We start from the raw sequence: 23,295 nt of genomic DNA, 5'->3' as shown, positions 1-23,295 counted from the left end.
CTTCAAGGTCAAGCATGTCACAGCATGAATCTGCGCGCTGGCGCATCGGCGAGGCGGCCAAGCGTTCCGGCGTGGCCGCCGCCAACATCCGCTACTACGAGAAGGAAAGGCTGCTCAGTGCAGGCGTGCGCGAGGACAACCAGTACCGGCTGTACAGCGACAGCGATGTGCACCGGCTGCGCTTCATCCGCCTGTGCCGCGCCATGGACATGTCGCTGGACGAGGTCCGCACCCTGCTGGCGCTGGACGGTGCCAGCAAGGCCGACTGCGTGGCTGCCAACGAAACCCTGGATGCCCACCTGGGCCATGTGCGCGAGCGCCTGGCCGAGCTGCGCGCGCTGGAGCATGAGCTGATGCAGCTGCGCAGCCAGTGCGACGGGTCGGACAGCTACTGCCATCTGATCGAGGCCTTGCATGCCCAGGCCGACGAACCGCTGGCACCCGCCCTGGGCAGCTCCGGCGCCAAGCGCCATGTGTAGCGCCGTCCGCAGCTGCCTGTCTTGCGCCGGCGTCCGACGGACCGTCCCGGTACGGCTCGCTATCATCGCCCGATGAGCCTCAGCCACGCAGCCCTGTCCCTTCCCGACCGCATCTGGGCGGCGCTGCGCGACCATGCGCTGGCCTGGTGGCGCAGCGTCTACCTGGGCGCCGTGCTGCTGGTGCTGGCCATGTCCCCTTCCAGCTACCGGCGCGGTGCACGGCGTGCCATGGCGCACCAGATCTATGTGCAGACCGGGCCCATCCTGCTGGGTTTCACGGCGCTTGCGGCGCTGCTGTGCGCGGTGATCACGCGCATTGTCATCGTCACGGCGCTGAGCTATGGGCTGTCGCGCTATGCGCTGGAGATGGTGGTGCGCGTGCTGGTGATCGAGCTGATCCCGCTGACGGCCGCGCTGTTCGTGGCCATGCGCTGCACCATCCCCAACGGCACGCTGATTGCGCAGCTGCGCGCACGGGGCCAGCTCCAGGCCTGGCAGGAGCGCGGCTCCGACCCGCTGCGCATGGCCCTGGTGCCGCGCGCGGCCGGTGGCGTGTTCGCCTCGGTCACGCTGGCCGTGCTCAGCTGCGTGGTGGCCCTGGTCACCGTCTACCTGAGCGTCTATGGCTTCACGCTGGCGGGCCTGCCCGGCTATACGCGCATCTTCGGCCAGATCTTCACGCCGGCCGTGACCCTGGTCTTCGTGCTCAAGACCTGGTTCTTCAGCCTCACCGTGGCCATCATGCCCATGGCCTCGGGCCTGTATGCGCCGCTGCGGCGCCACCGGCTGGGCGGCGCGGCGCTGGGCGGCTTTGCGCGCATGTTTGCCGTGCTGCTGGTGATCGAGGTGATCTCGCTCATGGGCAACTATTACTGAGCACGCCCGCTGAACTCCACGAACCCCAAATGCACGGCAAGGCCCGTGCCAGAACAAGGAATGCCATGACCGATACGCGGCGCACGCCGCCAGACCCCTGGGACGGCGAGGAAATCGAGGCCCTCAAGCCCGTGGCGCACCTGCGCGCCAAGGCGGCGGGCCTGCTGCTGTTCACGCTGGTGCTGATTCTTGGATCGGCCCTGTACCTGCTGTACTCGCGCGGCGTGTTCGACGCCACGCAGCGCCTGGTGCTCACGGCCGACGACTCCGAGGGCGTGAGCGTGGGCATGGACATGACCTTCTCGGGCTTTCCGATCGGGCGCGTGCGCCGCATCGAGCTGGCCGAGGACGGCAATGTGCGCATCCTCATCGACGTGCCGCGCAAGGATGCGCACTGGCTGCGCGAGTCCAGCGTCTTCACCCTGGTCAAGGGGCTGGTGGGCGGCACCACCATCAAGGCCTACAGCGGCATCCTCAGCGATCCGCCGCTGCCTGACGAGGCCGTGCGCCCCGTGCTGCGCGGCGATGCCACGGCCGAGCTGCCGCAGATCATGTCCACGGCCAAGGAAGTGCTGGGCAACATCGCCCAGCTCACCGCGCCGGACTCGGCCCTGGGCGGGTCGCTGACCGAGCTGCGCGGCCTGGCCGGCCGGGCCCAGGGGCCAGGCGGCGTGCTGGGCGTGGTCATGGGCAGCGAGCAGGAGGCGCGCAAGGTCACGGCCCTGCTGGACCGCGCCAATGCCACGCTGGCCCGCATGGAGCGCATGGTGGCGCGGGCCGACAGCCAGGTGTTCGACGCCGGCGGCGTCATGCCCGAGGTGCGTTCCACCGTGGTGCAGCTCAACGGCCTGCTGGCCGATACGCGCCGCACCCTGGGCAAGGTGGACGCCGTGCTGGCCGAGGCCCAGGCCGTGGGCTCCAATGCGCGCGAGGCCACGGCCGACCTGGGTGCCCTGCGCGCCGAGGTCGAGGGCAACCTGCGCCGCCTGGAAGGCGTGCTGGCCGACCTGCAGCGCAAGTGGCCGTTTGCCCATCAACCGGAGTTGAAGCTGCCATGAGTGCTGCCGCCAAGAAACTTTCTGCCGCAACCCTCCTGGCGCGCCATGCCGCCGCCGGCGCCGTGCTGACCCTGGTGCTGGCCGGCTGCAGCAGCCGCCCGCCCGCGCCGGACTGGGCGCTGAATGCCGAATCGGCTTCGCAACGCGCATCCACCGCCTACCTGGAAGGCCGCCAGCGCGTGCAGGCCATGGAATGGGACAAGGCCCGCGCCGAGGTGGCCGCTACGGGCCGCACCGACCTGGCCGCGCGTCTGGAGCTGATGCGCTGCGCGGCCCAGGTGGCCAGTCTGGAATGGGACGACTGCCCCGGCTACCAGGCGCTGGCGCTTGACGCTGCGCCGGCCGAGGCCGCTTATGCGCGCTATTTGCAAGGCAGGCCCCGGCCCGAAGACGTTGCGCTATTGCCAGAATTACAGCGCCCCGTGGCGCAGGCTCTGCTGGGCGGGTCTGCGTCGGCGCTGGCCGCCGTGCGCCCCATCAAGGAGCCGCTGTCCCGGCTGGTGGCGGCTGGCGCGGCCTTGCGGGCGGGTGCGGCACAGCCGCAGTTGCTGGAGCTGGGTGCCGAAACCGCCTCGGCCCAGGGCTGGCGCCGTGCGGTGATGGCCTGGCTGCTGCTGCAGGCCAGGGCCCATGATCAGGCGGGCGAGGTGGACAAGGCCCAGGCCGTCAGGCGCAGGCTGTCGCTGCTGGAGAAGATGGCCAGCGGTGGGGGCACATCGGCCGGCAAATGAAAACAGCGCCAGTCCGAAAGGGATGGCGCTGGGCAGGCATTTGCAGGCGTTTGCAGGGCTTACATCGACGACAGCAGGGCGCCCGGGTCTTTTTGCAGCAAGGTGTCTGCGGCCGGGGCGGCGCTGTCCAGCCAGAAGGTGGCAACGCTGGCGGCTACGGCAAGCACGACCGTGGCGGTGAAGGCGATGAAGGGATGACGTCCGAAGGGGCTGGGTCTGCGCATGGTGGACCTCCTGTCTGGCAGCGCAGGCAGAGCATTGGGCTGGGCCTGGACTCCATTGCACACCGGATTGCGCAGCGCGGCTGTCGGACAATCGCTTTCTCTCTTGACGTTTGTAGAAAACTGCTGAGAGAAAATTTCTATCGACTTTCAAGAGGCCGAAAAAAAAGCGAGGCAGAGCCTCGCTGAAAGTTCGGGACGTAAGTCCCTGGCCCGTGCTGGCAGGCCAGGCGTCGCCTTAGAAACGGTGGCGGATACCCGCGATCAGGCTGGTGCCCGACTTCAGGTCCGTGATGCGGTCGTGCATCAGCACGGTGTACACATCGGTGCGCTTGGACAGGTAGTGGTCGTAGCCCAGGCTGGCCGTGGTGCGCGTGGAGTCCACGGCGCCGATTTCGGCCTTGGTGCGGGCCAGGGCTGCCTTGATGGTGCCGGCGCTGGTCACGGGCACGTCCAGGCCCAGCGAGTAGGTGCTGTTCTTGCGATCCAGATCCTTGACCTTGGCCTGGCCGTAGGTTGCGTACAGCTTGGCCACTTCGAAGTTGTAGGTGCCGCCCAGCATCCAGTCGGTCTTGGTGGGCATCACGGCCAGGCTCACGGGGTTGCTGATCTGGGCGCGCTCGTAGAAGGCCACCAGGCTCAGAGGGCCGCCGAAGTACATGGCGTTCACGCCGATGTTCTTCTTGCCGGAATCGCCGCCCTTTTCACCGAACTGGTAGTGGACGTTGGCCTGCAGGCCGCCGAACTTGGGCGTGGTGTAGACGACCTGGTTGCTCCAGCCGGTGTCGGACGGCGTGGTCAGGTTGGCCGAGCCCCAGGCTGTCGTGCCCACGTTGGCGTGCAGCACCAGCGGGGAGATGGTGAAGGAGTCGCCGAAGGGGTTGGTCAGGATGGTGGGCAGGAAGTTGGGCGCCATGCCGCGGCCCAGGCGCACCGTGCCGAAGCCGCCGGACAGGCCGACGTTGGCATCGCGCGAGAAATACGGGTCACCATCGAAACGGCCGGGGCTGCCAGTGTCCACACGCATGAAGGCCGTCAGCTGGAAATCGACCTTCAGGCCGCCGCCCAGGTCTTCCTGGCCCTTCATGCCCCACCAGGAGGTGGTCATGCCGCCCGAACCCACGACACCCTTGCCGCTGGCGTCGCCAGCCATGCGCATGGAGCCGGCATAGGCGTCCACCAGGCCAGTCAGCTGGACCGAGCTTTGGGCGTGTGCAGCGCCGGCGCAGGCCAGTGCAGCGGCCAGTGCGATGAAGGAACGTTTCATGTTGAGGAGTCTTTCATTGTTGGAGAGTGGAAACGGGTGGCCAGTGCTGTGACCGGGGCAGACGATGAACCAATCGCCCGGGCTGGGCTACGTGGCAAACCTGGGACAGTGGCGTTTTCGCATCAGGGGCGGGCTGGCGTCGGCACGTCTTTGCGGCCTGTGTTCAAGGCGGTCTTGACTGGCTAAGCCGCGTATTACAACGCATCCCAGCCATTGCACCGGCCATAAAGTGGTGTCTTTGACACAGTTATGACGAAACTTAATTTGTGTTTTGCACTCTCGCGGCTTGAACACTGCCGTGCACTGGGATGGGGCCGGGGCACCAGGGCTGTGCAGCAGGTCGTTGCAAGAGGGCTCAAAGGTCAATTCAGGGCTCCTTGTTCGTCGGTTGGGCGGTGGATTTGTGCCTGTTGCCAGGCCTTTGGCTGCAACTGATTGCAAACAGCGTGCCAGCTTGCAACCCGGCCATGGACCAGGCATGGGCCCCATTAGCCGGGCATGTGCTTCCAGACGTGTCAGACTCGCGCCCATGTCCGAATCCACCCTGCTCGTTGCCGATGACCACCCGCTGTTCCGCGCCGCGGTGATCCATGTGCTGCGCGAGGCCCTGCCGCAGTTCGCCGTGCTGGAGGCCGCAAGCGCCGCCACGCTGGGCGCGGCGCTGCAGCAGCACCCCGAGATCGAGCTGGTGCTGCTGGACCTGGCCATGCCGGGGGCGCGCGGCTTTTCGGCGCTGCTGCATGTGCGCGGCGAGTACCCCGATGTTCCGGTGGTGGTGATTTCCTCCAACGACCATCCGCGCGTGATCCGCCGTGCGCAGCAGTTCGGTGCCGCGGGCTTCATTCCGAAGTCGGCGCCGGCCGAGGCCATAGGCACGGCCCTGCAGGAGGTGCTGGACGGCGGCAGCTGGTTCCCGCCCATGGCCGCCGAGCGCTCCGAGGCCGACGCCGCGCTGGCCGCGCGGCTGGCCCAGCTCACGCCCCAGCAGTTCCGCGTGCTGCTGTGCCTGGCCGATGGCCTGCTCAACAAACAGATCGCCCACGAACTGGGGCTGGCCGAGAACACCGTCAAGGTGCATGTGACGGCCATTCTCAAGAAGCTGGAGTGCTACAGCCGCACGCAGGCGGCCGTGCTGGTCAAGAGCCTGGAGAACGAGGGCACGGTTTGAACGCCATGCCCTGCCGTGCCACGTCTATCGGTGGCGCAGCAGCATCTGGCTCATGAGCGCGCGCAGCGCGGGCGGGCGCACGGGCTTGGCCAGAAAGCCCCAGCCGCGCTCGGCCGCCTGGCGGCGCAGCATGCCGTCGCGTTCGGCCGTGACCAGGATCACGGGCGGCGACTGGCCCCAGCGCTGGCACAGCTGCGCGTAGACATCGGGGCCGTGCAACTGGCCCAGGCGCACATCGAGCAGCACCAGCTGCGGCGCTTCGCCGGGCGCGGCCAGCGCCAGCGCCTCGGCCGGGCCACCGGCCAGCGGCACGTTGCAGCCCCAGCGCTGCAGCAGGGCGCGCATGGCGGTGCAGGACTGGGCATCGTCTTCCACGTACCAGGCGCTCATGCCCTGCAGCGGTGCGTCCTGGCCTGCCTCGCCGCAATGCGTGGCCGCGGCGATCTGCGGCACGGCTGCGGGATCGCCCAGCGGCACGCAGACCCAGAACACGCTGCCCCGGCCCAGGTGCGAGCGCAGGCCGATCTCGTGGCCCAGCAGGCGGCCCAGGCGCTCGACGATGGCCAGTCCCAGCCCGGCGCCACGGTCGTCGCCATGGCCTTCGTCCAGGCGGCGGAATTCCTCGAAGATCTCGTGCTGCAGGCTTTCGGGAATGCCCGGTCCCTGGTCGTGCACCTCGATGCGCAACTGCTGGCCCTGGCGCCGGCAGCCGATGACGATGCGGCCCTGGCGCGTATAGCGTATGGCGTTGGACAGGAAGTTCTGCAGGATGCGGCGCAGCAGCGCCTCGTCGCTGCGCACCACGCAGCGCGTGTCCACCGCGCTCAGGCGCAGGCCCCGGCTTTCGGCCAGGATGCCGAAGTTGTGGCGCATGACCTGCAGCAGCGGCCCCAGCGCGAAGTCGCGCACGCGCACCTCCAGCTGGCCCGATTCCATGCGCGAGATGTCCAGCAGGCTGCCCAGGATGGCGTCCTGCGCGGCCAGGGCGCCGTCGATGCTGTCGGCCACATGGCGGCCCGCGTCGTCATGCAGATGGCTGCGCAGCAGGGAGCTGAACATGCGCGCGGCGTTCAGCGGCTGCAGCAGGTCGTGCACGGCGGCGGCCACGAAGCGTGTCTTGTAGCGGTTGGCCTGCTCGGCCTCGCGCTTGGCTTCGGCCAGGTCGCGCGTGCGCTCGGCAATGCGCTGCTCCAGCGCATCGGCCAGCGAGCGCAGCTCGCGCGCGGCGTTCTTGTAGCTGGTGATGTCGGCGTAGCTGGTGACGAAGCCGCCATCGGGCAGCGGGTTGCCGCGGATCTCCAGCACCGTGCCGTCGTCCTTGGTGCTTTCGCGCAGGTGCGGGCTGCCGCTGCGCAGATGCTGCAGCCGCCGGTGGATGGCCTCTTCGATGGGGCCGGGCCCCAGCAGGCCGCGCCGGGCGTTGTAGCGGAACAGGTTCTCTATGGGCTGGCCCGTGCGCAGCAGCTCGGAGGGAAACCGGAACAGCTCCACGTAGCGCGAGTTCCAGGCCACCAGGTTGAGGTCGGCATCGATCACCACCACGCCCTGGGGCAGGTGCTCCAGGCTGCGGCTCAGGCCCGTGTCGGCCTGGCGCGCGGCCTGGACGATGCCGTCCTGGGCCGTGCGCAGCTCCTGGGCATGCTGGCGCAGCACGGTCTCCAGCTCCAGGCGGCTGCGCAGGCGCAGCGCGGCCAGCCGCCTGCGCTGGCGCACGAACAGCACCAGCAGGCCCAGGGCCAGCCAGCCGCCCGCAGCGGCCGCCGCCGCCCAGCGGCTGGCCACGGTGCTGGCCTGCGTGTCGTGCAGCAGGTGCAACTGCCAGTCGCTGCCGGGCAGAGGCAGGGTCTGCCACAGCGTGGTGCCGGGCAGGGCGGGCTCCTGCATCTGCACCAGGCGGCTGCCTTGCTCCAGGCCCTGGCGCACGCGGTAGCGCATGGGGTGCAGTTCCTGGTCGATGTACTGGCGCGTGGCGGCCAGGTCCGCCTCGTCGGCGGGGCTCAGGGGTGACAGCAGGCGGTAGCGCCAGTCGGGCTGGCTGGCCAGGAAGACCACGCCGTGCTCGTCCGAAGCCATGACCACGTCGGGCGTCTGCAGCCATTCGCGCTCCAGCTCCAGCAGCGCGATCTTGATCACCACCAGGCCCGCGACGGCGTTCTGTTCGTCCAGGATGGCCTGCGACAGGAAGTAGCCCGGCAGGCCCGTGGTCAGGCCGATGCCGTAGAAGCGCCCGCTGCCGCGCGACAGCGCCTGCTGCACATAGGGCCTGAAGCTGTAGTCCACGCCCACGTTGCTGCGCGTCTCGCGCCAGTTGCTTGCGGCCAGGGCCGTGCCGTGGCGGTCGATCAGGGTCAGCGTGGACGACTGGCTGGCGCCGTTGGCCTGCTCCAGCTTGCGGTTGAGGGCATCAACCTCGGCGGCGGACAGCGGGTGGGTGAGGGCGGCGCGCAGTTGCGCGTCCAGCGCCAGCACCTCGGGCAGGGTGCGGTAGCGGTCTATGCGCTGGCCCAGGGCCTGGGCGTAGAGGCTGAGCTGGCGCTGCACGCTTTCGGCCTCGCCGCGCAGGGCGCGGTGGTAGACCAGCTCCCCGGCCAGCAGCATGCAGGCCAGCATGCCGCCGAACAGCAGCAGCAGGGTCCAGAAGGAACGGCGTGAAGGGCGTCGAACGGGTTGGGGCATGGTGGTCTGGACCCGATTGGGCGCCAGCTTGGTGCCTTCCAGGGGCGGGAAGAGATTGGGGATTACCCTGATTCTGCGTGCATTCTCCTTGGGAGCGCACCTGCGCCTAATACCAATAGGTTATCGGCGCCGGAGCACGCCAGCGGTACAAACTGGACCTCGCCGCACCTTGGTGGTGCGCCCACCCCCACACAGTCCCGCCGGAGCCGCACCATGCATGCCGTCCCCACCCACGCCGCCAGCCCCGAGCGGCTGCCTTTCTACCGCCAGCTGTATTTCCAGGTGGTGGTCGCCATCGTGGCAGGCGTGCTGCTCGGCCACTTCGAGCCCCAGTACGCCGAGCAGTTCAAGCCGCTGGGCGATGCCTTCATCAAGCTGGTGAAGATGATCATCGCGCCGGTGATCTTCCTGACCATCGTCACCGGCATTGCGGGCATGACGCACCTGCGCACCGTGGGCCGCGTGTTCCTCAAGGCCATGGCCTACTTCCTGTTCTTCTCCACGCTGGCCCTGGTGGTCGGCATGGTGGTGGCGCACGTGGTGCAGCCCGGCGCGGGCATGAACATCAACCCGGCCGACCTGGACCAGGCCGCCGTCAAGGGCTATGTGGCCAAGTCGCACGAGCTGACGCTCACCGGCTTTGCCATGGACATCATCCCCAAGACGCTGGTCAGCCCCTTCGTGGGCGACAACATCCTGCAGGTGCTGTTCGTGGCCGTGCTGTTCGGCATCTCGCTGGCCATGGTCGGTGATGCGGGCAAGCCCGTGCTCAACTTCCTGGAGGCGCTGACGGCCCCCGTGTTCAAGCTGGTCGGCATCCTGATGAAGGCTGCGCCGCTGGGAGCCTTCGGCGCCATCGCCTTCACCATCGGCAAGTTCGGCCTGGGTTCGCTGGTGAACCTGGCCTGGCTGGTGGGCTCGTTCTACATCACCTCGCTGCTCTTCGTGGTGGTGGTGCTGGGCTTCGTGGCGCGGCTGTGCGGCTTCTCGGTGCTCAAGCTGGCGCGCTACCTGAAGGCGGAACTGCTGCTGGTGCTGGGCACCTCGTCCTCGGAATCGGCCCTGCCTTCGCTGATGCAGAAGATGGAGCGCGCCGGCTGCGGCAAGTCCGTCGTGGGCCTGGTCGTGCCCACGGGCTATTCGTTCAACCTGGACGGCACCAACATCTACATGACGCTGGCCGCGCTGTTCATCGCCCAGGCCACCAACACCCACCTGACCCTGGGCCATGAGATCGCGCTGCTGCTGGTGGCCATGCTCAGCTCCAAGGGCGCTGCCGGCGTGACCGGCGCGGGCTTCATCACCCTGGCCGCCACGCTGGCCGTGGTGCCCGAAGTGCCCGTGGCCGGCATGGCCCTGATCCTGGGCGTGGACCGCTTCATGAGCGAGTGCCGCTCGCTGACCAACTTCATGGGCAATGCCGTGGCCACCGTGGTGGTCTCGCGCTGGGAAAACGAGCTGGACTACAGCAAGCTCAATGCCGCCCTGGATGGTGCCCCCGCCATGGAGGTGACCCCGGCAGGAACAGCGGTACCTGCCGCTGTCGGCAAGGTTTCCTGATCCATACCGGGGCGACGCATGGTGCGCGGCCCCTGAAAGCGACAACCCTCAGCCCAGCCAGGTCAAGCCTGGCTGGGCTGCTGCTTTTTAAGGCGGCTGCCGCGCCGCTTGGCTGTATTCTTGGTGCTTCGCTTCACGCAGCCTTGCGGCCGTTCCCACCATGCATTTGTCCAGACGCGAATTCCTCGGCGCCGGCGCGGCCGCCGCCTGTGCCTCGCTGGTCGGTTGCGCGGCCTCGGCGCCCGTGTCGGGCAGTTTTCTGCAGCCGTGGCGCAGCCATCTGGAGATGCCGCGCGACCAATGGCGCCAGCGCCTGGCCGCCACCCAGGCGCTGGGCTGCCGGGAGCTGTTCGTGCAATGGAGCGGCCTGCAAGGCGATTCCGAGGCGGACAGCTGGATGCTGGCCGACGCGCAGATCGCCGACCTGCTGGACATCTGCACCGAACTGGGCATGGGCGTGCACCTGGGCCTGCCCTATGACGAGCGCTGGTGGAAGCAGATCAGCCTTTCCAACGCCGCAGGCCCCGCGCCCTACCTGGCGCATATTGCCGAGCAGGGCGTCAGCCATATGTACGCCAGCACCTGGCCGCGCCATGCGGCCTTTCGCGGCTGGTACATCCCCTACGAGCTGGAGCAATACCACTGGGCCGCGCCCGAGCGCGTCGAGCTGCTGGTGAGCGCACTGCAGCCACTGGCGCAGGCGGCAGCGGCCACGTCCGGCCAGGTGCCCGGCATCTCCACCTATTTCAGCCAGCTGCAGACGCTGGGCAGCCTGCCCACGCTGTGGAGCATCCTGCTGGACCGCGTGTCCCTGCGCCCCATGGTGCAGGACGGCGTGGGCGTGGCGGGACTGCGCAACTACGAGGCGCTGGCACCGCTGCAGCAGATGCTGCTCGAGCGCAGGGCGCCGTTCGACCTCATCGTGGAACTGTTCGAGCAACTGCCGCCCACGCGGCCCGATGGCTCGGACTTCCAGGCGCGCACGGCCAGCTTCGAGCGCGTGCGCCGCCAGTGGGACGTGGCCCGCGACTACGGCGCCCAGCGCGTCGTCGCCTTCGCCATCGACCCCTGGGTGCTGAACGACACGCCGGAGGCCCGGCAACTGCTGCGCGAGTGGAAGGTCGCCGCCCGCTGAGCGCGGTGGCTGCCGGGTCAGAAGCGCTTGCCGATGATCTCTCTGAGGATTTCGCTGCTGCCCCCGAAGATCCGCAGTGCCCGTGCATCGGCCCAGGCGCGGCCAATGCCGTATTCGGCCATGTAGCCGTAGCCGCCGTGCAGCTGCAGCAGTTCGTCCAGCACCTGGCCCTGCAGCTCGGTGGCGTTGAGCTTGGCCATGGCGGCGGTGACGGAGTCCAGTGAGCCTTCCATGTGCTGGGCCAGGCAGTCGTCCAGGAAGACGCGCAGCATGGTGGTCTTGGCCAGGGCGTCGGCGAACTTGAAGCGGGTGTTCTGGTAGTCGAGCACGCGACGCCCGAAGACCTTGCGGTTGCGCACGAACTCGGCGGCCTCGTCCAGCATGCCTTCGGTGGAGGCTGCCGCGCGCAGCGCGATCGCCAGCCGCTCCTGCGCCAGCTCCTGCGTCACATGCTCGAAGGCGGCGTTCTCGCGGCCCAGCAGGTGGTCGGCCGGCAGGTGCAGCTCGTCGAAGAACAGCTCGCAGGTGTCCTGGCTGTGCTGGCCTATCTTGCGCAGGGCGGGGCCCTTGCCCAGGCCCTTCATGCCTTCTTCCACCACGAACAGCGACAGGCCGCGCGCGCCCAGGTCGGGCTCGGTGCTGGCCAGCACCACCATCAGGCCGGCGTTGACGCCGTTGGTGATGAAGGTTTTCTGGCCGTTGAGCACGTAGCCGCCGCCCTCACTCTCGCTCTTGCGGCGGGCGCGCGTGCGCACGGCCTTGAGGTCGCTGCCCGCGCCGGGCTCGGTCAGGGCGATGGCGCCGATCAGCTCGCCCGTGGCCATGCGCGGCAGCCAGCGGTCCTTCTGCACCTGCGTGCCGAAGTTCCAGAGATAGGGCGCCACCATGTCGGAATGGATGGAAAAGCCGATGCCCAGGCAGTTGGCGCGCGCCAGCGCCTCGATGACCACGGCCGCGTGGCCGAAGTCGCCGCCCTGGCCGTAGGGCGGGGGCAGGTCGCAGTTGAGCAGGCCGCTGTCACCGGCCTTGCGCCACAGGGCGCGCGGCGTGATGCCCTCGGCCTCCCAGTCATTGATGTGGGGCAGGATCTCGGTGGCCACGAATCGGTCCACCTGTTCCTTGAACAGCAGGTGGTCTTCACGCAATACGGAGCGGGTGCGCATGTCTGTGTCGGTCTCCTTGGGCTGGGTCAGGGACGATAGGTGTCGGTGGCGCTGGCCTGGCCGCGCAGCACGGGGGCGGCGGCCGTACCCGTCATGAACAGGCTGTAGTGGTCGCCCGGCTGCAGCTGGGGCAGTGCCAGCGGCGCGCTGGCCGCAGTGGCGCAGGTGGCGGCGAGCTGGGCGCTGACCGGGTTGATGGAGCGGCTGGCCGACCTGGCGGGCGCTACGCCCGTGAACAGCGGCGTGCCCGTCCCGGCGATCTTGAGCCCGCCTTCGGTGCAATCGTCGATCAGGTTGTAGAAGCGCAGCTCGGCCTTGAGCGCGTCCTGGCTTCCGCCGGAGTCGTCGATGGACGTGAAGCGCGCGGCCGCGTTCTTGCCCTGGCGCTGCGGCACCAGGGTGGTGAAGCTGCCCGGCGCCACCTTCATGCTGCCGGCGCTCTTGCCGTCCAGCTGAATGGCAAAGGGCGTGTCGCCCTTGACGATGGCGTAGCTGCTGGCCGGCTTGCTGCCGGACAGCGTCTGCTCGGGGCCGTCGCCTATCTTCACGCGCAGGCTGCCCGCGTCGGGGTGGACCACGCGCACGAAGGACGAGCCTGCGGGCGGGCGCGCCGCATAGAGCTGGGCCAGCGTGCCTTCGGCATGCGCGGCGGGCAGGCAGGAGAGCCCGGCCAGGGCGAGCGCGACGGTACGCATCACGGGGGAAAAAACGGAGGTCATGCCTGCGGGTCCTTGGTTTCCTTGGCGGGGCGCATGCGTGCATCAAGGTACATGCGCTCCAGTTGCTTGCGGTCGGCCTTGTCAGTCTGCGTCAGCGGGAAGCCGTGGCAGGCCAGCAGTTCCGACGGAATCATGTAGGGCGGCACGCGCTGGGCCAGCAGTTCGCGCCACCCGGCCAGGTCTTCGGGCAGGGGCTGCATGCCGGGCGGGCCGCTGCGGTCCAGGTCCACGAAGCCGATCATGCGCACGATGAAGCCATCGGGCCGCTTGAGTGCCACCGCCGCGCCTGCGCGCACGCCGGGCAGGGTGGCCAGAACGGCATCGACCTCGGCGAGCTCGATGCGGTAGCCGTGCATCTTGATCTGGTCGTCGCGCCGGCCGTGGAAGGTGACCAGGCCCTCGCCGTCGATCTCGCCCAGGTCGCCCGTGCGGTAGCCGCGCTTGCCGTTGCGCATGAACATGCGTGTGGCGTGCAGGTCGGGGCGGTTCAGGTAGCCGCGCATCACGTGGTCGCCGGCCACGCAGATCTCGCCTTCGTCCAGGAACACATCGGCATAGGGCTTGGCCCGGCCGATGGGGAAGGGCAGCGGCGCGCGCTGGCGCAGCGCGGGGTCGATCTCCACCCAGGTGGTGGAGCAGGTGGCCTCGGTGGGGCCGTAGGAGTTGATGATGCGCGCCTGGGGGAAGCGGCTCCACAGCGCCTCGGCCACGGTGGGCGTGAGCGATTCGGCGCCGAAGACGAAGACGCGCAGGTCGGGCAGGTGCTGCTGGTCGAAGTCGGCATCCAGCAGCTGCTGGCGCACGAAGGAGGGCGTGGATGCCCAGACGTTCACATGGGTGCCCGCCAGGTAGGCGGCAAAGGCCTGGCGGTCGGCAATGGTCTCGCGCGCGCACAGCACGCAGGCACCGCCCGTGACCAGGGCGCCCATCCAGTTGAACAGCGAAAAGTCGAAGCTGAACAGCATCTGGTCCATGAAGACCGGCGCCTCGCCGAGGGCCAGGCAGTCGCGTATCCAGCCGGCGAACAGGCCCAGGCTCTCGCGCCCGATCTGCACGCCCTTGGGATCGCCCGTGCTGCCCGAGGTGAACATGATGTAGGCCAGCGATTTTTCCTGCAGCGGCTGCGCGGCGATGCCGGTGTCCAGGAAGCTGCGGGCCTGCGCGTCGTAGTGCAGGCCGGCCTGCACCAGCGTGGCGATGCGCGCCATGCGCTCGGGCGGGTTGATCACGTCCACCGGCACGAAGGGCACGCCCAGGCGCAGGCAGCCGAGGATGGCCACGAGGAACGCGGTCTCCTTGTGCCCCGTGATCAGCAGCGGCTCGTCGCGCCGCGCGCCGCGCGCCAGCGCCTGCTGCTCCCATTGCGCCACGGCCTGGGCCAGTTGCTGCCAGTCCAGCGTGCCGGCGGCATCGATCACGGCGGGCCGCGCGGTGTCGGCGCCGGGCTCGGTGAAGTCGAAGCGGTCAAAACTGAATCGCATGCGGGCTCCTTGTTGCGCAGGGACAAAGGGACAGGGCGGCGGCGTGCAGGCGCTGCATCAGGCCTTGCGCTGCTCGGCCACGTACTGCGCCAGCGTGTGCACGGATTCCAGGTGCAGGTCGATCTCCGATGGCGGTATCTTGACGCCGAATTCCTTTTCGATGGCCAGTGCCACGTCCACGGCGGACAGCGAGTCCACCAGGCCCGATTCGAGCAGCAGCGTATCGGGCTCGACCGAGGTCAGGATGATGGCGCCGATGATCTGGGCAATCTTGGTTTCGATGTCATTCAGGGACATGGTTTCTCTCCAACAGGTGTTTCAGAACTGGAAATACAGGAAGCGGGTTTCCTTGTGCAGGTTGACCAGGCACAGGAAGAGCAGGACCAGGGTCACGGCTGTCCAGCCCGCGCTGGGGCGCCAGCGCATCCAGGCGCGGGGCGCTTCCTGCACCTTGAACATGGCGGGCGAGAAGCGGCCCAGGATCTGGTGGGCATTGGGCGTGAACCAGGCAATGGCCAGCAGCAGCACCACCAGGGCCAGCTGCATGTGGTGGCCTATGGCCAGGCGGATGGCATCGCCCAGTGCCAGGCCCTGGACGTGGGACAGCGACTCCAGCGCCTCCACGCCGCGCAGGCCGGCCATGCCCTTGAGCAGCAGCATGGCGTCGCCCACGCCGTGGGCGCGGAAGAAGGTCTGGGCGATGAGCACGGCGATGAAGGTGATGACAACGCACAGCGCCTGCACGCCCCGGCCCGACTTGCGTGCGGCGGCCGGCTTGCGGCTGACCACGAAGATGCGCCAGGCGTGGTTGACCGACAGGTAGAAGGCATGCAGCAGGCCGAAGATCACGTACTGCAGGCCCGCTCCGTGCCAGATGCCCGCCAGCCCCATGGTGAACAGCGTGGGCACGACGATGGTGGCCGCAAAGCCGCCGGGCGTGCGCGCGGCGCTCGATCCCACGGACAGGCCGCGCTTTTCGCGTGCGCGCGAGATGGCCATGGCCACGGGGTAGTACAGGTAGGCCGTGAGGTAGCGCGTCAGCGTCATGTGCCAGCGTGCCCAGAAGTCGATGATGCTGCCGGCCTTGTAGGGCGAGTTGAAGTTCAGCGGGAAACGGATGCCGAACATGCGCGCCAGGCCCAGCGCCATGTCCGAATAGCCCGAGAAGTCGAAGTACAGCTGCAGCGCGTAGCTGAGGCTGGCGCCCCAGGCGGCCCAGAACTGCAGCTCGCCGGGCGCGGCGAAGCCGGCGTCCGCATAGGGCGCGATCTCGTCGGCCAGCAGCACCTTCTTGGCCAGGCCGATCACGAACAGCGTGCCGCCGATGGACAGGTTGTCCGCGCGGAACCGGTAGTTATCCGGCTGCGCGAACTGCGGCATCATTTCCTTGTGGTGCAGGATGGGCCCCGCGATCAGGTGCGGGAAGAAGGTCACGAACAGCACGTAGCTGAGCAGGCTGCGTTCCTTGACGATGCCCGAGCGGCAGTCCAGCAGGTAGCCGATCTGGGTGAAGGTGAAGAACGAGATGCCCAGCGGCAGGATGAGCTCGTGCATCCCGCCCTGCGTCAGCCCCCATTCGCCCAGGAAGTTGAACAGCGTGGCGAAGTACTTGTAGTGGAACAGTGCCGCCAGGTCGGCGCCCACGCCCAGGGCGGTGACCAGCCCCTGCAGCCGCGCGCGGCCCGCAAAGCGCAGGATCAGCAGGCTCACCACGTAGTTGAAGGCGATGGACAGCGCCAGCAGGGCGACGAACTGCGGGTTCCACCAGCCGTAGAAGACAAAGGACGTCAGGCACAGCCAGAACGCGGCCAGCCGCAGGCTGATGGCCCCGGCCAGGTAGTGGCCCGCCAGCGCGATGGGCAGGAACAGCAGCAGGAAAAGATAGGAATTGAACAGCATGTAGCGGGCGGGGTCACGCAGGCGGGGAGGCGGCGTCCATCTCCTTGAGCACCGCTTTTTCATCGTCCGTCAGGGGCAGGGACAAGGTGTTTTCCGAGAATTCCCAGATCACCAGCCGCAGGCTGGCCGGCCAGGAGGCGCGGCGCTTGAGCGCGGCCACCATGGCGCCGCTGAACTGGCCGCCGTCCATGCTGAGGTTCCAGACTTCCTGGCCCAGCGCGCGGCCGAGCTGCGGCGCGAAATTGCTGCGCAGCCCGTTGGAGCTGCCGGCCAGCAGCACCTGCACGGGCGGCGTCTCGTCCAGCAGGCCGCCGCCGCGCACGGGGGCAATGGTCTGCGGGCGCACCTGGTCGCGCCGTGGGCGCCAGCCGGCCGGGGCATCGGCCAGGCCGGCCAGGGCCAGCAGGTCGCCGGGCAGCGGCTGCAGCGGCCCGGGCGCGGATTCCTCGAAGGCCTGGGCACCGCGCTGCCCGCCCAGCAGCGGCAGCGCGGCCTGGGCCACGGCCAGGGCGGCGGCGCGTGCGCCCTCGGCATTCATGTGCACGTCGGTGCGAAAGAAAACGGGTTGCGCCTGCTCCTGTTTCTGCAGGGCAGGGCGCAGGGCGGGGCGCAGATCGGCGAAGGCAATGCCGTCGGCCTGCAGGCGCTGCTGCCACATGTCCAGGCGCTGGAGCATCACGGGTGCCACGGGCAGCCCGCACAGATGGGCAGCCTCGATGCGCGACTTGTCGGGCACGGCCACCACCAGGGTGGCAATGCCTTTGTCCTGCAACTGCCGGGTCCAGTGGCGCAGCAGGCGCTGGCGCGCCTCGAAGGGCGCGGCGCCCGTGCCGGGCTGGGGCCGCAGGCCGTCGCGGTAGAACATCCATTGCGGGCAGCCCAGGGCCACCTGAGCTCCCGTGTCGCCCAGCAGGCGGTAGCGCAGCGCGGCCTGGCCGGTTTCCAGCGAGGACTGCGCAGGCAGGCGCAGGCCCTTGTTCAGCGCCGCGCCCGCGCGGCCATCCAGCCAGGCGGCCAGTTGCAGCTCGCCGGCCTTGGGGCCGCCGCTGGCCAGCGTCCAGCCGCCCCAGGCCAGGCCCGACAGCAGCAGGGCGCCCCAGGTCCAGGCGTTGCGCCGGTGTCCTTTGTCGGTTTGCAGTTCTTGCGCGGTGGGGTCCACGGTGTCAGCCCTTGAGCGCGGCCCGCAGCCGCTCCAGCCAGGTGGCGTTGGGCATGAGCGAGGCGTTGTCCCACTGGCCGGCCGCGTTGGGGCCGTAGCTGTAGGTGGGCTCGAACATCTGCCACACCAGCACCTGGGGCTTGTGGGACTTGAAGGCCGGCGACTCCAGGTACTCCAGCAGCATGGTCCACTGGCCCACGTTGCCGGGCTTCCAGTTCAGCGAGACCGGACGGTCCAGCAGGTTGGAGAGCTTTTGCGGAAAGCCGAAGTAGGGCTGGACCATGCTGTGGCCGGTGACATGGACGGGGGCGGGCTCGTCGTCGAGCAGGCCCTTGGCCGGAGCCTGGCGGCGCACGGTGTAGACCTCGCGGCCGATCTGCTTGCGCTCCTCGGCGGTCAGAAACAGCTCGGCCAGGTCGCCATAGCGGCGCTCGGTGACGGTGTCGCCCAGGGCCAGGCCGCTGCCGGCGCTGCCAGCCAGCTGGGGCACCTCGCCCTGGACCATGCGGGCGGTGGCCTCGGCCGTGGCGTCGGCTGCCGCCTGGGTCCAGTGCTGGTCGGTGCGGTAGAACACGTCCTTGCCGCTGTCGCGCACGCTGCGCAGCACGGCCTCGTCGTCAAAGCTGGGAATGCCGGCGGCCTGCAGCGCCTGCAGCACCTGCTTGTAGCGGCCCTGGACATCGGCGCTCATGGCCTTGCCGTCGGGCATCTTGTCGGCATAGAAGCGCACCTTGTCGGGCAGCAGCAGCACCTGCAGCTTCACGCCACGCGCGGCCAGCAGGTTGCGCGCCTCGGTGATCAGCCGGGTGGATTCGGTGATGCCGGCGCGGTCCACCTGGGTCAGGCTGCCCCAGCCCGGAAACAGCCAGCCATCCTTGCCCCTGAGAACGATGGAGGAGCTGTCCTGTGCCTGGGCCTGTGCCGTACCCTGCGCTGCCAGCGCGCCCAGCACCAGGGCGCAGCCAGCCAGTCCGCGTGCGGCGCGCGCCATGCCCGAGCGCAGTCCGTGCAGGGCGGGGCGGGGTGCTTGCTTGGTCGAATCCATGGAGCTTTCTCCTTTTCTCTTGTCTGTGTGGTGATGGCGGCGGGGCAGGGCTTTCAATAGGACAGCGTCAGCGTCATGAACAGGCCCTTGGCGCGGTCGGCCTGGCCGCCGCCGATGTTGAAGCGGTACTGCATGGACCAGTCCAGATAGGACTGGGCCGTGCTGTAGTGGCTTTCGCGGAACCATTGGCGCAGGCTGACGCCCACGCCGGCGCTGGCGGACCAGCTGCTGCCATTGCCTTGCAGTGCCAGCGTCTGCCCCTGCTGGGCGGCCAACTGGGCTGCGGTGGGCGTGGCGCCCGGGGCGGCCTGCAGGGAGCGCACATCGACGCGGTTCCTCTGCTTGATCCAGTCGGCCGCGACCACGCCGAACGGGAAGATCACCAGGCCCTGGTTGATGCCGTCGGCGCGGAAGCTGCGCCCGATGCGGGCCTCGGTGGAGAAGAACCATTGCTCGCGCTTGTAGCGGCCCGAGCCGTCGCCCACCAGGGCGCCGTTGGTCTGGTCGGTCAGCGTGAAGCGCGAGGCCATGCTCTGGTTGGCATAGCCGGCCTGGCTGTAGCCTTCCATGGTGAACCAGCTGGAGCGGTCCGTGCGCCGGCCCGTGCCCTCGTAGAAGCCATGGGTGACATAGGCCAGCCAGCCGCCCTGGCCCGCGCCTGCGCTGTATTTGGCCGAGATGGGATTGCCTAGCGCCGGGCCCGTGGGGTTGAGCGGATCGCGTCCGCTCATCAGGCAGCGCAGCTGGGGCGATTCAGGCGTGATGAAGCCCGAGCGCGTGGCGGAGCCGATGTTGAACTGGCGCTCTATGCCAAAGGTCAGCGCGTACTTGGTGGACGGCGTGAAGCGCATGCCCAGCGAGCCCGTGGTGGTGGGCAGGCCAGAGATGCCGCGGTTGTCGCCGGCCTGCACATTGATGGGCAGGCCCGTGCAGGGGTCGATGGCGCTTTGGCCCAGCGTGGTGCCGCCGCCGTCATGCAAGGTGCTGCCCAGCCGCCCGTAGACATCGAAGATGCGCGTCGATGAGTTGAGGAAGTTGGACGGGCGCCAGTAGGCCTCGGCCGTGCCGAAGACGGCGTCGCCGGCCTGCGTGAGGATGCCGTCCGAGAACGCACGCCCCGCAGGCCGCGCACCCCGGTAGCCCATGGAGACGATGGCGCCCCATTCGCGTGCGTAGCCGGAGACGGCGCTGCGTGCGTTTTCGCGCTGGCCGGGCGTGAGCTTGGCGGTGCCGGCGTCGTCCAGGTCGATGGCTTCCTTGAAGGTGCGTACGGCGCCCCGGTTGTCGCCGGTGCCGGCCAGGGCATAGCCTTCGTCCAGCATGGCGCCCGCTGGCGCCTCGCCCGTGGCGCGCGCCGCGCGAAAGTCCTGCAGCGCCTTGGCCGGCTCTTCCTGGCGCGAGTACAGGTAGCCGCGCTGCATCAGCAGCTGGGCGTCGTTGGGGGTGAGGGACAGGGACTTGTCCAGCCGCAGCAGGGCCTGGCCCTGCTGGTCGCGGTTGCCTGCGGCCAGCGTGGTGGTCAGCAGCTTTTGCAGTTGCGGGTTGTCGGGGTCCTGCTCCACGGCCGTGCGCGCATGGTCGATGGCGGCCTTGTAGTCCTGGCGCGCGTAGGCCGCATAGGCCTGGGCGCTGGGGCCGCCCGTGCCCTGGGCATCGGAAGGCTGCAGCTCGCAGACCGTGCCGTAGGGCGTATCGCGGCAGTCCTGCAGCGGCGGCGGGTAGTCGGCCATGGCCAGGGTCTGCGAGGCGCCGCGCGTATCGGCCACCATGGGCGTGTCGCGGCCCGGGCGCAGGTCATCGGCTTGCTTGAGGCGGCGGGCAACGGATTCATCCTGTGCCGGCATGGGCGCCAGCAGCGCGCGGGCGCGTGCCGCGTCGCCAGCGGCCAGGGCCGCGTCGGCCGCGATCAGGCGCAGGTTGGCGGACTGCTTTTCGTCCAGCCAGTCCTGCTTGAGCACGGCATCGAAGTCTTCATTGGCCTGTGCGGTCTTGCCCTGGCGCTGGCGGATGTAGCCGCGCATGCCCAGCGCCGCTGTGTCTTCGTTGTCCTGCGCCAGCGCCTCGTCTGCGGCTTTTTCCGCATCGGGCAATTGCTCGGCCAGCAGCAGCGAGGTGATCAGCAGCAGGCGGTGCGATGCCGTTCCCGGCGCCAGCGCCACGGCCTCGCGCGCAAAGGGCACGGCCTGCGCCGGGTTGTTGGCGATCAGCGCCTGGTAGGCCTTTTGCGCCGGCAGCACGGCCTGGCTGCGGCGCAGGGTCTGGCGCTTGGCCACCAGGTCGCTTTTGTTGGGAGGGTCCAGGGCCAGGGCGGCATCTGCGGCCTCGATGGCGGCGCCCAACTGCTCCTGCGCCTCCAGCGCGCCTATCCACAGCAGCGCCCACTGGCCCTGGCTGGGGTCCAGGCGAAAGGCCTGCTCGGCCCTGCGCGCGCTGTCCGCGTAGTTCTTGGCGTTGTAGTCGGTGTAGGCCTGCGTGGCGATGGGAAAGGCCTTGTTGTAGGCCTCGGAAGCCGTGGCCCCTGCAGGCCCGCCCACCGCCCCGCCTGCCGCTGCGGCCCGCACATTGGTTTCGGCCTGCTGCAGCGTGGCCTCGTCCAGCCCGGCGGCGCGGGCCGAGGCGATGGCCTTGAGCGCTTCGTCGTTCTTGCCCTGCTTTTGCAGCGAGTAGATCAGCAGCATGCGCAGGCGCAGCAGGTCGGGGCGCAGCTGTACGGCCGATGCGGCGGCGGTCGCGGCCCGTGCAAAGCGGCCGGCCTGGTAGTGGGCATAGGCCTGGTTGGCCAGTTGCCACGCGCGGCCCCTGAGTGGCGCCTCCGCCTTGACGGCGGCCACGGCCTGCGGCCAGGCCGGCGGCGTGTTCCAGCCGGCGCCCAGCAGCGCGGCCAGGGTGAGTGGGCGAACGAGGGGTGCGAGACGCTTCATATGCCGGCCCTTGGTGTGCTTGGATTGCCTGGTGCGGCCAAGCCGGGATGTGCCGGGGGATCGGTGGACTCCCCCTGCTGGAAGCTGATGGCCTCGCGCAGCGTGGCTTCATCGAGCCAGCCTTGCTCCATGAGGATGGCGCCCAGCGGGCGGCGTTCGCGCCGCTGGATCTCCAGCGCGCTGGCCAGCCGTGTTTCGTCGATGGCCTGCCATGACAGCAGCAGCTCGCCCAGGCGCTGGCGCTGGTGGCTCAACTGGTCGGTGGACGGGAAGTCGTGCATGGTCTTGTCCCAGGCCAGCCGCTTGCCTGTGACCAGGTGGACGATGAACAGCTTCCAGGCGCGCGCCGCCGCCATGGCATTGATGAAGTTGCCGATCACCATGCGCGGGATGGACAGCATGGCGTGCTCCCAGCCGTACAGGCGCGAGACGAACCAGGCGCGCTGCACCACGCGCAGCAGCAGGGCGATGACGTTGACGCTCATCAGCGTCACCAGCCAGCCGTTGGGAGCGAACAGGGACGGGTAGTACACCGTCCACCAGCCCATGTGATCGGCCAGCAGGAACAGCAGGAAGTTCAGCAGCAGCAGATAGGCCAGGATGGCCACGAAGGAGGTCACCAGCCCCTTGCGGTCCCGGAACAGCAGGTACTTGGTGGACAGCGGCCCGGCCCAGCCGACCTGGCTCCAGCCCTGCAGGCCGATGCCCAGTGTCCAGCGCGCCTTTTGCCGGTAGGCGGTCTTGAAGGTGTTGGGAAAGAACTCGCGGATGCCCAGCGGCATGGTCAGCGTGGACACCTTTTCCTTGCCCAGGCCGAACAGCGGCTTGCGCCGTATCACGTAGTCCACGGGGAACTTGCCGAAGATCTGCTTCATGCCCCGGCGCGCCAGCCGAGCGCCGATGTCGTAGTCCTCGGTCAGCGTGTCGGTGTTGAAGGGCTGGTTGTGGGTCTCGGCCGCCAGCTCCTCCATCGCCTTGCGCGAAAAGCAGGTGCCCACGCCGGCCGAGGGCACCATGTGCGACATGCTCTCGCGCACCACCAGGTCCTTGGTGTGCCATTCGGCGAATTCGTCCATGTAGGTGCCGGCCACCAGCTCGTACCACTCGCGCTCCAGGGAGGTCACGGGCAGCTGGATGAAGTCCATGCGCGGCAGCAGGTAGTTGTAGTACTTGAGCTCCAGCGGGTGCAGCACGTCCTCGCTGTCGTGCAGGATCACGCCGGCAAAGGGCTCTGGCTGCAGCGTGTTCTGCTGGAAGATAGCCTGCACGATCCAGTTGAGGCAGTCGGCCTTGCAGGTGGGGCCGTCATGGGGCACCTCCACGCGGACCAGCTGGCGGTAGCGCCGGCGCATGCGCTCGACCTCGTTCTTGGTGCGTTCGTCGTTGCGGTAGGTGCCCACGAAGATCATGTAGTTCTTGTAGTCCAGCGTGCCCACCATGCTCTCCAGCATGGGCGCGATCACGTCGTACTCCAGCCAGGCCGGCACCATGATGGCCAGCGGCTTTTCCTCGACCTCCTGCAACTGCTGTGCCTTGAGCGGCTGGTAGCGGCGCTTGACGGTCAGCGCGCGCCAGGCCTCGCGCACCCAGTACCAGGCGTCGATGAACAGGTCGTCGATGCTGGACAGCAGGATGACGACGGCCACCACGGCGCTGACGATCTCCAGCGCGTGGTAGTAGTCGGCCACCAGGTAGGGCCAGTAGAGGGAAGAGATCATGGCGATCGCCTCATGCCGT

At 68.8% G+C, this 23,295-nt stretch carries 19 protein-coding genes; 7 read left to right on the top strand and 12 right to left on the bottom strand.

Features of this window, described 5'->3' with window-relative positions; all coding sequences use genetic code 11:
• Window positions 1-14 precede the first annotated feature (14 nt).
• From DELCS14_RS18840 to DELCS14_RS18825, 4 genes are all read left to right on the top strand, one after another.
• Window positions 15-479, top strand: coding sequence for a Cd(II)/Pb(II)-responsive transcriptional regulator (locus DELCS14_RS18840; protein ID WP_013803089.1), 465 nt, complete (start codon window positions 15-17; stop codon window positions 477-479).
• Between the two features lie 72 nt (window positions 480-551).
• Window positions 552-1,355, top strand: coding sequence for an ABC transporter permease (locus tag DELCS14_RS18835; protein ID WP_012204765.1), 804 nt, complete (start codon window positions 552-554; stop codon window positions 1,353-1,355).
• A 65-nt stretch (window positions 1,356-1,420) separates the two neighbouring features.
• Window positions 1,421-2,413 carry an MlaD family protein gene (locus DELCS14_RS18830; protein WP_013803088.1) on the top strand — a complete coding sequence of 331 codons (993 nt, stop codon included), beginning with the start codon at window positions 1,421-1,423 and terminating at the stop codon, window positions 2,411-2,413.
• Complete coding sequence (locus DELCS14_RS18825) at window positions 2,410-3,144, top strand: hypothetical protein (protein WP_013803087.1); 735 nt, start codon at window positions 2,410-2,412, stop codon at window positions 3,142-3,144. Before DELCS14_RS18830 ends, DELCS14_RS18825 begins: the two co-directional genes overlap by 4 nt.
• Window positions 3,145-3,203: 59 nt before the next feature.
• On the opposite strand, the gene DELCS14_RS31030 is transcribed toward DELCS14_RS18825, so the two are convergent.
• Window positions 3,204-3,368, bottom strand: a complete 165-nt coding sequence (locus DELCS14_RS31030) for a hypothetical protein (protein ID WP_013803086.1) — start codon at window positions 3,366-3,368, stop codon at window positions 3,204-3,206.
• 235 nt (window positions 3,369-3,603) lie between these two features.
• Window positions 3,604-4,632 (bottom strand): porin, encoded by a 1,029-nt coding sequence (locus DELCS14_RS18820; protein WP_013803085.1) that lies wholly within the window; start codon window positions 4,630-4,632, stop codon window positions 3,604-3,606.
• Window positions 4,633-5,161: 529 nt separating this feature from the next.
• On the opposite strand from DELCS14_RS18820, the gene DELCS14_RS18815 reads away from it, so the two are divergent.
• Window positions 5,162-5,800: a response regulator transcription factor gene (locus DELCS14_RS18815; protein WP_013803084.1), complete on the top strand. Its 639-nt coding sequence runs from the start codon at window positions 5,162-5,164 to the stop codon at window positions 5,798-5,800.
• 24 nt (window positions 5,801-5,824) lie between these two features.
• On the opposite strand, the gene DELCS14_RS18810 is transcribed toward DELCS14_RS18815, so the two are convergent.
• Window positions 5,825-8,476, bottom strand: coding sequence for a PAS-domain containing protein (locus tag DELCS14_RS18810; RefSeq protein WP_013803083.1), 2,652 nt, complete (start codon window positions 8,474-8,476; stop codon window positions 5,825-5,827).
• A 213-nt stretch (window positions 8,477-8,689) separates the two neighbouring features.
• Between DELCS14_RS18810 and DELCS14_RS18805 the strand changes: the two genes are divergently transcribed.
• Together DELCS14_RS18805 and DELCS14_RS18800 are read left to right on the top strand one after the other, a co-directional pair.
• The gene (locus tag DELCS14_RS18805; protein ID WP_013803082.1) at window positions 8,690-10,036 is read left to right on the top strand and encodes a dicarboxylate/amino acid:cation symporter; all 1,347 of its coding nucleotides are present in this window, start codon (window positions 8,690-8,692) and stop codon (window positions 10,034-10,036) included.
• A gap of 160 nt (window positions 10,037-10,196) precedes the next feature.
• A complete protein-coding gene (locus DELCS14_RS18800; protein ID WP_013803081.1) occupies window positions 10,197-11,171 on the top strand; it encodes a DUF4434 domain-containing protein in 975 nt (324 codons plus the stop codon).
• A 17-nt stretch (window positions 11,172-11,188) separates the two neighbouring features.
• On the opposite strand, the gene DELCS14_RS18795 is transcribed toward DELCS14_RS18800, so the two are convergent.
• From DELCS14_RS18795 to DELCS14_RS18755, 9 genes are read right to left on the bottom strand one after another with little or no spacing between them, the layout of a single operon-like run.
• Window positions 11,189-12,334 carry an acyl-CoA dehydrogenase family protein gene (locus DELCS14_RS18795; protein WP_013803080.1) on the bottom strand — a complete coding sequence of 382 codons (1,146 nt, stop codon included), beginning with the start codon at window positions 12,332-12,334 and terminating at the stop codon, window positions 11,189-11,191.
• 26 nt (window positions 12,335-12,360) lie between these two features.
• Window positions 12,361-13,053, bottom strand: coding sequence for an alginate O-acetyltransferase AlgF (locus DELCS14_RS18790; protein ID WP_013803079.1), 693 nt, complete (start codon window positions 13,051-13,053; stop codon window positions 12,361-12,363).
• Window positions 13,050-14,534 (bottom strand): AMP-binding protein, encoded by a 1,485-nt coding sequence (locus tag DELCS14_RS18785; protein WP_012204785.1) that lies wholly within the window; start codon window positions 14,532-14,534, stop codon window positions 13,050-13,052. The genes DELCS14_RS18790 and DELCS14_RS18785 overlap by 4 nt, the downstream gene beginning before the upstream one ends.
• Before the next feature lie 57 nt (window positions 14,535-14,591).
• Window positions 14,592-14,831 (bottom strand): acyl carrier protein, encoded by a 240-nt coding sequence (locus tag DELCS14_RS18780; protein ID WP_012204786.1) that lies wholly within the window; start codon window positions 14,829-14,831, stop codon window positions 14,592-14,594.
• A 21-nt stretch (window positions 14,832-14,852) separates the two neighbouring features.
• Window positions 14,853-16,433 (bottom strand): MBOAT family O-acyltransferase, encoded by a 1,581-nt coding sequence (locus DELCS14_RS18775; RefSeq protein WP_013803078.1) that lies wholly within the window; start codon window positions 16,431-16,433, stop codon window positions 14,853-14,855.
• 13 nt (window positions 16,434-16,446) lie between these two features.
• Window positions 16,447-17,592 (bottom strand): cell division protein FtsQ, encoded by a 1,146-nt coding sequence (locus DELCS14_RS18770; protein ID WP_013803077.1) that lies wholly within the window; start codon window positions 17,590-17,592, stop codon window positions 16,447-16,449.
• A 4-nt stretch (window positions 17,593-17,596) separates the two neighbouring features.
• The gene (locus DELCS14_RS18765; protein WP_013803076.1) at window positions 17,597-18,637 is read right to left on the bottom strand and encodes a hypothetical protein; all 1,041 of its coding nucleotides are present in this window, start codon (window positions 18,635-18,637) and stop codon (window positions 17,597-17,599) included.
• 53 nt (window positions 18,638-18,690) lie between these two features.
• A complete protein-coding gene (locus DELCS14_RS18760) occupies window positions 18,691-21,558 on the bottom strand; it encodes a tetratricopeptide repeat protein (RefSeq protein WP_013803075.1) in 2,868 nt (955 codons plus the stop codon).
• The gene (locus DELCS14_RS18755) at window positions 21,555-23,276 is read right to left on the bottom strand and encodes a glycosyl transferase family protein (RefSeq protein ID WP_013803074.1); all 1,722 of its coding nucleotides are present in this window, start codon (window positions 23,274-23,276) and stop codon (window positions 21,555-21,557) included. The genes DELCS14_RS18760 and DELCS14_RS18755 overlap by 4 nt, the downstream gene beginning before the upstream one ends.
• Window positions 23,277-23,295: the final 19 nt, after the last annotated feature.

It is taken from the genome of Delftia sp. Cs1-4 (assembly GCF_000214395.1).
Classification (GTDB): domain Bacteria; phylum Pseudomonadota; class Gammaproteobacteria; order Burkholderiales; family Burkholderiaceae_C; genus Comamonas; species Comamonas acidovorans.
This window is presented reverse-complemented; position numbering and strand designations above follow the sequence as displayed.